Source organism: Nocardia mexicana NBRC 108244, from assembly GCF_001613165.1.
GTDB classification, from domain to species: Bacteria; Actinomycetota; Actinomycetes; order Mycobacteriales; family Mycobacteriaceae; genus Nocardia; species Nocardia mexicana.
On sequence record NZ_BDBV01000019.1, the window covers coordinates 187739 to 198652 of the forward strand.

Below are 10914 nucleotides of genomic sequence, written 5' to 3' on the forward strand. Positions count from 1 at the left end.
AAACGCGCCTGAATACCGCGCGAACTCCGGTCCGAATCGGACCGCCGCAGCGGGTCGGCGATCAGTGGAACCACGCCGAGGCGGCAGGGGTGAGCAGCAGGACGATGGTCGCGAGCGATCCGACCGAGGCGAGCGCGAAGCGAGTCAGGACCAGTGGGCGCAGCCACGACGGGAACTCGGAGCCCGCCGCCTCGACGACCGCACGAGCATCGATGGCCCGCACCGCCGGATCACCGGACCTGCGGAACGCCGCCTGCGTGTACCGGACGGCGAAGACCTGCGACATGGTGACGGAGCCGACGACCAGCAGCAGAAGCGGTTCGGCGACCAGCGACACCACTCGCGCGGTGCCGGTGAGATTCAGGGCCGCCAGGGTGATCAGGATCGCGGCGATACCGAGCGCGAGGGCGAATTCCCAAACCTTTTCTTCCAGCCGAATACCGTGCTCCGCCAACACTTTCGGCGTATGGCCCTGACGAATGATTTCCTGCTCCGCGGCGAGCTGGGCGCGTCGGCCGCGAATCCAGGCGACGACGGGAATGACGATCATGGTCACCGCCAGCAGTAGCTGCAGAACGACGGTGATGGCGATGGACGCGGGCACGATTGACCTCCGGGCATTCGGGTAAGTAAGACTGAATTCGAGATACGGTGCGGTACAACGGTTCAGGCGACGGCCAGCACCACCAGCCCGAGAATCGCACCGCCGAAGACCACCGCGTTCCGGATGTTCTGCAACGTCCAGGTCCAGGCCGGAAAGCCGGATTCCGCAGCCTTGATAAGCGCGGGCACATCGATGCTCGCCAGCTCCGGATCGTTCTTCCGCCGGAATGCCGCCCGCACCGATTTCACCGCGGTCAGATTGCTGTAGACGATGACGCAGTTAGCCAGGAACAGCACCGACAGCACGACCCAGTTCACCGGCCGCATCCACTCGAACCCACCCAGGGTCAACCCGGCCATGACCACGAGCAACGCAGCGATCCCACCCGGCGCCCACCACTCGTGCCCACTGGCATCGAACCGCATCCCGTTCTCCCGCAACGCCGTAGCCCGCACCCCCTGCCGCACCAACTCCCCCTCCGCAACCGCCATCGCCCCCGCCCCATACCGATGACGCACCACCGGCATGCCCACAAAAGCAGCAGCAGCAACAAGCTCGACAGCAGCAACAGAGGCATTCATGTCGTTCTCCTCAATCAAGGCCACCCCCAACCGGCAACCTTCTTGAACTAAGTACAAGAAGTACCTTACGCGCCACTTGAACTAAGTGCAAGACTTCTCGAACTCCGCCGAAGCCCCCGGTAGGCGGCAGGCAACCGTCGTATCTATCTCCGTCGCAGTTCGGGCAACTCGCCCGTCGCCCACCTGGCATACGTGTGCTCGGGAGACACGGTGATCACATCGACGATCCCCACCAGCTCGGCCGGGACCTCATCACTCTCGAAATGATCAATGCTGGGCACGAGCACAGCATCGACCTCGAGGAACCTGACGATCCCCCGCAGCCGATACACAGGCCGGTCCGTTCTGAGGCCGAATACGACCGTCTTTCGCAGGTCGTACCCGAACCTCTTTGCGAGACTCCGCATCTGGATCTCGTCCCACGATTGTCTCGACAGCGATACGTCCTGCCGCAGGAAGCCGATAGCACTCGGTGGCCTGACGGCGGCGAGCAGGGTCGCAACTCTATGACTCATCAATCCTCCTGTGGAATACGGCTCGAGTAAGACGCAGATACAGCGCACGATGCGGCGCGTGCGGCACCGCGAATCGACCAGAATCACTGCAGCTTTCGAACGACCGAACCCGAAGGTACGGGCCACAGCGGGACACCTGAACGTCGTAGAAGACACATCTGAAGACATTTCAAATGCCCCTGAATGTCCCTCAAATGTCCGCTAGCGTTGTTGCTATGAGCCAGCGCCTCAGATCGGCGATGCTACGAGCGCAGCTCGACTCCGCAGCGCTCGCGAGTGCCGTTGCGGTGGATGTGAAGACCGTCAATCGATGGCTCGCAGGACGTATTCCTCATCGGCGCACCCGCTTGGCCGTAGCAGCAGTTCTGAAAGAGTCCGAAGCCGATCTCTGGCCGCAGAGCCGACCCGATCTCAGGGCTGGCTCTCCCGCGACCGCTGAGGTGATCGGCGCATACGCACACCGGGCCGACGTCCCACGCGACCTTTGGGCCAGTTTGTTACTCGGCGCAACCGAGCAGATCGACCTTGTCGGATATGCCTATCCGTTCATCCTCGAGCTGTTGCCCGACGCGACGCGCCAGCTCGCCGACAAATGTCGCCGGGGAGCACGAGTCCGCATGGCGTTCGCCGATCCGGACTGTTCACATGTCGCCGAGCGAGACAACCTCGAGCAGATGGGTGGCACGCTCGCCGGGCGAATCCGCAACGCGCTCAACATGCTTGGCCCGCTTGCGTACGTCGACGGCTTCTCCATCGGCCTACATGCGGTTCACCTCTACAACGCCACATTCAGGTTCGACAATCAGATGGTTGTCACTCCATATCTCGTACGCGCCCGCGGCTACCAACATCCCGCACTCCATCTCAGGCAACTGTCATCGCACGGGATCTTTGCTTCGTTTGCCGATCAGACCGAGCAGATTTGGGAGACCGTGACTCCGTACACCCCAGGGAGCAACCAGTGAGTCATCGTCGTGACTATTACCGAGATCCGAAGGCGCCCAAGGCAAACAGCCTCGTTCCCGGTGGCTCCGCGTTGGTCGTGGACGATCGCGGATCGATCCTCATGCAACGCCGTAGCGATTCGGGCAACTGGGCGCTGCCCGGCGGTGTCATGGATATCGGTGAAACGTTGGAGCAGTGCGTGATTCGCGAGACCAAAGAAGAGACCGGCCTCGATATCGAGATCACGGGCCTGCTAGGCATTTACACCGATCCCGGACACGTCATCGCCTACGCCGACGGCGAGGTCCGGCAGGAGTTCAACATCACCTTCCGTGCTCGCGCCATCGGCGGCCGACTGGCCGTAAGCAGTGAGTCGACCGAGGTTCGCTTCATCGCCCCGGAAGAACTTGCACACCTGCCGGTACATCCCACAGTGCGACTCCGGCTCCAGCACTACGCAGATCATCGTTCAGAGCCGCACCTCGGCTGAGCGGCACACTCTTAGCTATCGACAGCACTCAACGAACCGGTTGGCCATGGCATCGACTGCCGGTGCATCCAGGAGACGCTCTTATACTCAGTTTGGGCGAAACTGAGTATAAGGGCGGTTCTTATACTCAGTTTCGACGCTCCGCTGGGTTTCAACCTGCACGTCGGTCGGCTTCACTTCCTGCGGGCGCGGTAGGCGGCTACGGCGTTGCGGTTGCCGCAGGTGGTGCTGCAGTAGCGGCGGGAGCGGTTGCGGGAGGTGTCGAAAACTATTCCCGCGCAGGAAGAGTCGGCGCAGATGGAGAAGCGGGTCAGTTCGTCGGTGCGGATGAAATCGATCATGGCCATGGCGGTTTCCACGGCGATTCGGACGTCCAGCGGGGCGTCGGGCTGTACGGCGTGGATGTGGTAGTCGATGTCGCCGTGACGGACCAGCTGCGGGACCGCGCGGTGTTCGGCGAGGATCTCGTTCACCAGGCGAACCGCCTCGTCGCGATCGCTGGTGAGTAGCCGCCGTAGCCGCGGACGCAGTGCGCGAACGGCTCCCAGTTCGCCGGCATCGCGGGCGTGCGCGCCGGTGTAGACGTGTCTGACGAAAAACTCGTCCAGCTGGGCGATTTCGGTCATCGTGTCCGGCTCCTCCGCGGAGTTCACCAGCTCCACCGCCGCCACCATCGACGCCACGGTGTCATGAGCAAAATCCATGTTGACATATTACCAACCCGTCCTTAGCGTCATTAGTCATGACGACGTTGACTCATGACAGGCCCGTCCGGACCCGGGCTGGACTCGGCCTGCTCATCGCGGCGGCGTCGGCCACGTCGTTCGGGTTGTCGGGACCGCTGGCGCGCGGACTGATGGATGCGGGCTGGAGCGCGGCGACGGTGGTCGCGGTGCGCGTCCTGCTGGGCGCTCTGGTGCTGAGTCCGATCGCCGCGTACCAGCTACGCGGCGAGTGGAAGCTGCTGCGGCGCAACGCCTCGCTGATCTTCGGGTACGGCCTGCTGGCGGTCGCCGGAACCCAGCTGGGCTACTTCAACGCCGTCGCTCACATGCAGGTCGGGGTGGCGTTGCTGATCGAATACACCGCGCCGATCGCCGTGGTGGGCTGGCTGTGGCTGCGGCACCGCCAGCGCCCCGGGATGCTGACGATCTGCGGCGCGGCCCTCGGCATCCTGGGATTGTTCCTCGTACTCGACCTGCGGTCGGGCCTGTCGGCCAGCTGGATCGGCATCGCCTGGGCGCTGGGCGCCATGGTGGGCGCGGCGGGCTATTTCATCATGTCGGCACACGGCGACGGTTCGATCCCGGGCACCGTCCTCGCCACCGGCGGACTCCTCATCGGCGGCCTCGGCCTGCTCGCCGCGGGTGCCGTCGGCATCCTTCCGATGTCCGTGACCACGAATCAGGTTGTGTTCCAAGGCTTCACAACCCAGTGGTGGATCCCGATACTGGCCCTCGGCGTGGTGACCGCCGCCATCGCCTACGTCACCGGCATCGCCGCGACCCGCCTGCTCGGCTCCCGCCTCGCCTCCTTCGTCGCCCTCTCCGAGGTCCTGGCCGCCCTGATCTTCGCCTGGATCCTCCTCGGCGAATCCCCCCGCCCCATCCAGTTCCTCGGCGGAGTTCTGATTCTCACGGGTGTCGTCGCCGTGCGGCGCGGGGAACGCGCGTGACGCCTGCTAGCGTCGATCCGCATCGTCCCGGTCAGGCCGACCGAGACTCCGAGTCGGACAACGACAGGAGATCGTATGGCGAAGATCCTGAGAACCGTTGTGGTATCGGCAGTGGTGGGTGTGGCGGTCATCGGCGGCAGCGGTCTCGGTGCCGCTCAGAACAGTCATGTCACCGCGGAGCAATGCAAGAAGGACGGCGGCAGGGTGTCGATCGAATCAGGGAAGTACGGCAGTTTCAAAGTGTGCCGAGACGGTAAGCACGACACCAAGCGCGTCGAGTAGCAGGCTCAGGGCAAGAACCTCGCCGAGGTGACGGTGACATCGGTCCAGCCCTGATACCAGCCGTTCCAGGTGTTGGTGACCAGGATCTGGATCCCGTGACCGCTGGCCGGGCCGCCGGTGATCAGCCACAGACCGTTTCCGTACCCGTTCGCCGTGCTGACGCTGCCGTCGGACCACGCCACCCTGGCCGTACTCGGCGCACCGGTATTGAACGGAATGTCCGCGGTGAACTGCCCCGCGACGATGCCCGGCAGCAGCGGGCTGTCGCATTCCCGCAGCGTGACCTCACGCCGAATGTTCTGCCCGACGCTCCCCGAGCCGGGAATGAACCGCCCGGTCATCACACCACCCTGCCGACAACCGCCGAGGTCCCCGCCCGGCGACTCCGCCTGCCCGACCGGCGCACCCAGCATCGATAGGGCACACAGCACCGCGGCCACCAGCCCCCGTCGACGAACAGCCACGCCATCACCTCTCTGTGCCGAACCCGCCCGGTTGGCTGCCGAGGCTACCCCAGCACCCCACCCTCCCAGCCGTAGTTGATCGAACTCGTCCGAGAACGCACACCGGCCCCTGTCGGTGCGGGCCGCTACGGCGAGCGAACTGCGACTATGGCCTTACTCAGCCTCTGGTGGGCCCGATGTTCGTGAAGGACCCGTGAGGGCGAATCACCAAGTGACTTCTGGAAGCTCGATATCGATCGAGAAAGGGCGTTCGATCTGAAGCCGCTTGCGGAAGACACCGCTCGGTGTGTAGCAGCCGCCCTCCGGCAGCAACTCGAACGTGTAGACGACCATCTCGTCGTTCTCGTTCTCGACCCGCCAGAAGTACTTGATCCCGGCCTCGGCGTACTGGACCGGCCGCAGCTTGCGGTCCTTCGTCTTGGTGCGAGGCGAGACCACTTCGATGGCCAGGTGTACATCTTCGGGCTCGAAGAGCAGGCTCTCGGATTGCACGGCGTCACGCGATACCGCCAGCACGTCGGGCTCGGGCACGCTGCCACCCAGATTCACGCCCTTCTCCGTCGCAATCACCAAGGAGCGAGGAGCAATTCGGCGCAGGGCGAATTTGAGTATGTCGATAACCTCGTCGTGCCAATGCGTGGCGGGCGCCATCATCACGACGTCGCCGTCCAGCAACTCGAAGCGGCCATCGACAACTTCTATCAGACGAGGAAGGTCCTCGGCGGTGAATCCGTCGGACGGCGGCGTCGGTAACAGCACCATCCGGCCACGGATGGGCTCGTCGGAATCGTGCTGTGCAACGGTCATAACTGCAGCCTACCGACTTGTAGCTTGGACTCTACAGAGTTCACTCGATACTACAACGCGTCCGCCCAACGACTGATGACTCGGCACCGAGTACGTAGGGATTGCGGTCTGCTCAGATCAACCGACGAGAGATACGCATTCGGCCCCCGCTACCAGTTGGGAGCGGGGGCCGAATGTTGGTGGCGCTTACCGGATTACCGGTAGTCGCTGAAACCGTAGTCGTCCAGCGGGACCGCTGCACCCGTGGTCTGGCCGAAGCCGTCCGGGGTGTAGTAGGTGTCGTCGTAGGACGGCACCGCGTAGGCGGCCGCGCGGGCCTCCTCGGTCGGCTGCACCTGGATGTTGCGGTAGCGGTTGATGCCGGTACCGGCCGGGATCAGCTTGCCGATGATCACGTTCTCCTTCAGGCCGATCAGCTTGTCGGAGCGGCAGTTGATCGCCGCGTCCGTCAAGACACGAGTCGTCTCCTGGAAGGAGGCCGCCGACAGCCACGAATCGGTGGCCAGCGACGCCTTGGTGATACCCATCAGCACCGGGCGACCCGCCGCGGGCTCGGTGCCCTCGGCAACGACGCGGCGGTTCGAGCCCTCGAACTCGGCACGCTCGACCAGCGAACCGGGCAGGAACTCCGTCGCGCCCGAGTCGATGATCGTGACGCGCCGCAGCATCTGCCGGACGATGACCTCGATGTGCTTGTCGTGGATGGACACACCCTGCGACCGATACACCTCCTGGACCTCCTGGACCAGGTGGATTTGCACCTGACGAGGACCCATGATGCGCAGCACCTCGTGCGGATCCGCCGAACCCTCCAGCAACTGCTGACCGACCTCGACATGATCGCCGTCGGCGAGCAGACGCTCGGAACCGTCGTCGTGCTTGAACACCCGCAACCGCTGACGCTTCGACAACTTGTCGTAGACCACCTCGTCCGAACCGTCGTCCGGAATGATGGTGATCTTGTAGAAGCGGTCGTCGTCCTCCAGCCGCACGCGACCCGACACCTCGGCGATGGGAGCCTTGCCCTTCGGCACACGGGCCTCGAACAGCTCCTGCACGCGGGGCAGACCGCCGGTGATGTCGTCACCCGCGACACCACCCTGGTGGAAGGTGCGCATGGTCAGCTGGGTACCGGGCTCACCGATGGACTGGGCGGCCACGATACCGACGGCCTCACCCACGTCGACCAGCTTGCCGGTCGCCATCGAGCGGCCGTAGCACATCGCGCAGACACCGGTGCCCGAGGTGCAGGTCAGCACGGACCGCACCTTGACCTCGGTGACGCCCGCCTCGAGCAGTGCGTCGATCGCCGGATCGCCGATGTCGTGGCCCTTCTCGACCACCACATTGCCCTTGGCATCGACGATGTCGATGGCCGCGGTGCGGGCATAGGTGCTGGTCTCCACGTGCGGGTCGCGAATCAGAGTGCCGTCGGCCATCTTCTCCGCGATGCGCACGTTGATGCCGCGCTCGGTGCCGCAGTCCTCCTCGCGGACGATGACGTCCTGCGACACGTCCACCAGACGACGGGTCAGGTAACCCGAGTCGGCGGTGCGAAGCGCGGTGTCGGCCAGACCCTTTCGCGCACCGTGGGTGTTGATGAAGTACTCCAGCACCGTCAGGCCCTCGCGGAACGAGGACTTGATCGGCCGCGGGATGAACTCACCCTTCGGGTTGGTCACCAGACCCTTCATGCCCGCGAGGGTACGAGTCTGGGTGAAGTTACCCGTGGCGCCCGAATCGACGATCGTGATGATCGGGTTGTCGGCCGGGTAGTGCGCGCGCAGCGCCTTACCGACCTCTTCGGTGGCCTCCTGCCAGATCTTGACCAGGGCGTTGTTGCGCTCCTGGTGGTCGAGAGCACCGCGCTGGTACTTCTTCTCGATCTGGTCGGACTGCTGCTCGTAGCGCTCCATGATGTCGGCCTTCTCCGGCGGAACGAGCACGTCCGACATGGAGACGGTGACACCCGAACGCGTGGCCCAGTAGAAGCCGGCGTCCTTGAGCTTGTCGACGGTCTGCGCGACCACGATCATCGGGTAGCGCTCGGCGAGATCGTTGATGATCGCCGCCTGCCGCTTCTTCGGCATGATCTCGTCGATGAACGCGTAGTCCGCCGGGAGCAGGTCGTTGAAGATCACCCGGCCCAGCGTGGTCTTGGTGGTCCACGCGTCGCCGGGCTGCCAGCCCTCGGGGAACAGCTCGGCCTCGACATCCTTCGGCGGGCGCTGGTCGGTCAGCCGGAGCTTGATCAGCGACCGCACGGTCAGCTCGCCGCGATCCACCGCCATCTGCGCCTCGGCGGGCGAGGAGTACACGCCGAATTCCGACTCGTTCTTGGTGGCCGCCCGGTACTCACCGATCGCACCCTCCTCATGGAAGGTCAGGTAGTACAGGCCGGTCACCATGTCCAGGCGCGGCATGGCCAGCGGGCGGCCGGACGCCGGGGACAGGATGTTGTTCGACGACAGCATCAGGATGCGGGCCTCGGCCTGCGCCTCCGCCGACAGCGGCAGGTGCACGGCCATCTGGTCACCGTCGAAGTCGGCGTTGAACGCCTCACAGACCAGCGGGTGCAGCTGGATGGCCTTACCCTCCACCAGCAGCGGCTCGAAGGCCTGAATACCCAGGCGGTGCAGGGTGGGCGCGCGGTTCAGCAGCACCGGGTGCTCGGCGATGACCTCTTCGAGGACGTCCCACACCTGGGCCCGCTGCCGCTCGACCATCCGCTTGGCGGACTTGATGTTCTGCGCGTGGTTGAGATCCACCAGGCGCTTCATCACGAACGGCTTGAACAGCTCCAGCGCCATCAGCTTCGGCAGACCGCACTGGTGCAGCTTCAGCTGCGGGCCGACGACGATGACCGAACGGCCGGAGTAGTCGACGCGCTTACCGAGCAGGTTCTGACGGAAACGACCCTGCTTACCCTTGAGCAGATCCGACAGCGACTTCAGCGGGCGGTTGCCCGGTCCGGTGACCGGACGGCCGCGGCGGCCGTTGTCGAAGAGGGCGTCCACCGACTCCTGCAGCATCCGCTTCTCGTTGTTCACGATGATCTCGGGCGCACCCAGGTCGATCAGTCGCTTGAGGCGGTTGTTGCGGTTGATGACGCGGCGGTACAGGTCGTTCAGGTCGGAGGTCGCGAAGCGGCCACCGTCCAGCTGCACCATCGGGCGCAGCTCCGGCGGGATCACCGGCACGGCGTCGAGGACCATGCCCATCGGCGAGTTGCCGTTGGTCTGGAACGCGGCGACGACCTTCAGGCGCTTGAGGGCACGAAGCTTCTTCTGGCCCTTGCCCGTGCGAATGGTCTCGCGCAGGTTCTCGGCCTCGGCCTCGATGTCGAAGTTCTCCATCAGCTTCTGGATGGCTTCGGCACCCATGGCACCGGTGAAGTACTCGCCGTAGCGGTCCTGCAGCTCGCGGTAGAGCACCTCGTCCACGATCAGCTGCTTGGGAGCCAGCTTGGTGAAGGTGGTCCAGATCTCGTCGAGCCGGTCCAGCTCGCGCTGGGCACGGTCGCGCAGCTGGCGCATCTCGCGCTCGCCGCCGTCCTTCACCTTGCGGCGGACGTCGGACTTGGCGCCCTCGGCCTCCAGCTCGGCGATATCGGCCTCGAGCTTCTGCGCGCGGGCCTCGAGATCGGCGTCGCGCTGATCGGCGACGGCCTTCTTCTCGACCTCCATCTCCGCCTCGAGCGTGGAGAGCTCGTTGTGCCGCAGCTCCTCGTCGACGGTGGTGATGACGTAGGCGGCGAAGTAGATGATCTTCTCGAGATCCTTCGGCGCCAGGTCCAGCAGGTAGCCCAGACGCGAGGGCACACCCTTGAAGTACCAGATGTGGGTGACCGGCGCGGCCAGCTCGATATGACCCATCCGCTCACGGCGCACCTTGGCACGCGTCACCTCGACACCACAGCGCTCGCAGATGATGCCCTTGAAGCGCACGCGCTTGTACTTGCCGCAGTAGCACTCCCAGTCCCGGGTGGGACCGAAGATCTTCTCGCAGAACAAGCCGTCCTTCTCCGGCTTGAGCGTGCGGTAGTTGATGGTCTCCGGCTTCTTCACCTCGCCATAGGACCACTGGCGGATGTCCTCGGCGGTGGCCAGGCCGATCCGGAGTTCATCGAAGAAGTTGACGTCTAGCACGTAACTTCCTTTCCCCTGGTGGGATTGATTTCGAGCAAGTTCTCAATCGTCGTAATCAGATGCCCCCACCCATCCCCGTCTCCCGGCGGAGAAGCATGCCGGGAGAACCGGGCACGCGTGCCGAGCGACGGGAACGGGGGACCAAATCACTGCGCTAGGTCGTCAACCGTTGCGGCTTCGTTCCGGGACAGGTTGATGCCCAGGTTCGCCGCGGCGCGCTCCAGATCCTCGTCCTCGCCTTCGCGCAGTTCGATCGCGGCGCCGTCGGACGACAGCACCTCGACGTTCAGGCACAGCGACTGGAGCTCCTTGAGCAACACCTTGAACGACTCGGGAATACCCGGCTCGGGGATGTTCTCGCCCTTGACGATCGCCTCGTACACCTTCACACGGCCCACCACGT

The 10914-nt window shown here is 64.6% G+C and carries 12 protein-coding genes; 4 read left to right on the top strand and 8 right to left on the bottom strand.

The features are described from left to right. Positions 1-61 precede the first annotated feature (61 nt). From NM1_RS07075 to NM1_RS07085, 3 genes are all read right to left on the bottom strand, one after another. Positions 62-604, bottom strand: a complete 543-nt coding sequence (locus tag NM1_RS07075; protein WP_084519233.1) for a hypothetical protein — start codon at positions 602-604, stop codon at positions 62-64. Between the two features lie 62 nt (positions 605-666). After that, positions 667-1209: a hypothetical protein gene (locus tag NM1_RS07080; RefSeq protein WP_246011211.1), complete on the bottom strand. Its 543-nt coding sequence runs from the start codon at positions 1207-1209 to the stop codon at positions 667-669. 119 nt (positions 1210-1328) lie between these two features. Beyond that, positions 1329-1826, bottom strand: coding sequence for a hypothetical protein (locus NM1_RS07085; RefSeq protein ID WP_246011167.1), 498 nt, complete (start codon positions 1824-1826; stop codon positions 1329-1331). A gap of 89 nt (positions 1827-1915) precedes the next feature. On the opposite strand from NM1_RS07085, the gene NM1_RS07090 reads away from it, so the two are divergent. Together NM1_RS07090 and NM1_RS07095 are read left to right on the top strand one after the other, a co-directional pair. Then, the gene (locus NM1_RS07090; RefSeq protein WP_068015277.1) at positions 1916-2665 is read left to right on the top strand and encodes a DUF5919 domain-containing protein; all 750 of its coding nucleotides are present in this window, start codon (positions 1916-1918) and stop codon (positions 2663-2665) included. Beyond that, positions 2662-3135 (top strand): NUDIX domain-containing protein, encoded by a 474-nt coding sequence (locus tag NM1_RS07095; protein ID WP_068015280.1) that lies wholly within the window; start codon positions 2662-2664, stop codon positions 3133-3135. Before NM1_RS07090 ends, NM1_RS07095 begins: the two co-directional genes overlap by 4 nt. 173 nt (positions 3136-3308) lie before the next feature. On the opposite strand, the gene NM1_RS07100 is transcribed toward NM1_RS07095, so the two are convergent. Continuing rightward, complete coding sequence (locus NM1_RS07100) at positions 3309-3839, bottom strand: CGNR zinc finger domain-containing protein (protein WP_068015283.1); 531 nt, start codon at positions 3837-3839, stop codon at positions 3309-3311. A 38-nt stretch (positions 3840-3877) separates the two neighbouring features. Here NM1_RS07100 and NM1_RS07105 point away from each other — a divergent pair, with 38 nt between their 5' ends. Both NM1_RS07105 and NM1_RS07110 read left to right on the top strand, forming a co-directional pair. Then, positions 3878-4810: an EamA family transporter gene (locus tag NM1_RS07105; protein WP_068015286.1), complete on the top strand. Its 933-nt coding sequence runs from the start codon at positions 3878-3880 to the stop codon at positions 4808-4810. Between the two features lie 75 nt (positions 4811-4885). Continuing rightward, positions 4886-5092, top strand: coding sequence for a hypothetical protein (locus tag NM1_RS07110; RefSeq protein ID WP_068015288.1), 207 nt, complete (start codon positions 4886-4888; stop codon positions 5090-5092). A gap of 5 nt (positions 5093-5097) precedes the next feature. Here the strand turns inward: NM1_RS07110 and NM1_RS07115 are convergent, their stop codons facing one another. The 4 genes from NM1_RS07115 to NM1_RS07130 form a co-directional block, all read right to left on the bottom strand. Continuing rightward, positions 5098-5556 carry a hypothetical protein gene (locus NM1_RS07115; RefSeq protein ID WP_147288956.1) on the bottom strand — a complete coding sequence of 153 codons (459 nt, stop codon included), beginning with the start codon at positions 5554-5556 and terminating at the stop codon, positions 5098-5100. A 204-nt stretch (positions 5557-5760) separates the two neighbouring features. Further along, on the bottom strand, positions 5761-6363 hold the full coding sequence (locus tag NM1_RS07120) for a Uma2 family endonuclease (protein ID WP_084519234.1): 603 nt from the start codon (positions 6361-6363) through the stop codon (positions 5761-5763). 194 nt (positions 6364-6557) lie between these two features. Then, positions 6558-10511, bottom strand: coding sequence for a DNA-directed RNA polymerase subunit beta' (locus NM1_RS07125; protein ID WP_068015294.1), 3954 nt, complete (start codon positions 10509-10511; stop codon positions 6558-6560). Between the two features lie 146 nt (positions 10512-10657). After that, on the bottom strand, positions 10658-10914 hold a 257-nt coding region (locus tag NM1_RS07130), incomplete at its 5' end, for a DNA-directed RNA polymerase subunit beta (protein ID WP_157123864.1).

Bases quoted from the DNA above. Each gene is read 5' to 3' on its own strand.
- NM1_RS07090 (WP_068015277.1), top strand. From the start codon at position 1,916: ATGAGCCAGCGCCTCAGATCGGCGATGCTACGAGCGCAGCTCGACTCC.
- NM1_RS07100 (WP_068015283.1), bottom strand. From the start codon at position 3,839: ATGGATTTTGCTCATGACACCGTGGCGTCGATGGTGGCGGCGGTGGAG.
- NM1_RS07105 (WP_068015286.1), top strand. From the start codon at position 3,878: ATGACGACGTTGACTCATGACAGGCCCGTCCGGACCCGGGCTGGACTC.
- NM1_RS07110 (WP_068015288.1), top strand. From the start codon at position 4,886: ATGGCGAAGATCCTGAGAACCGTTGTGGTATCGGCAGTGGTGGGTGTG.
- NM1_RS07120 (WP_084519234.1), bottom strand. From the start codon at position 6,363: ATGACCGTTGCACAGCACGATTCCGACGAGCCCATCCGTGGCCGGATG.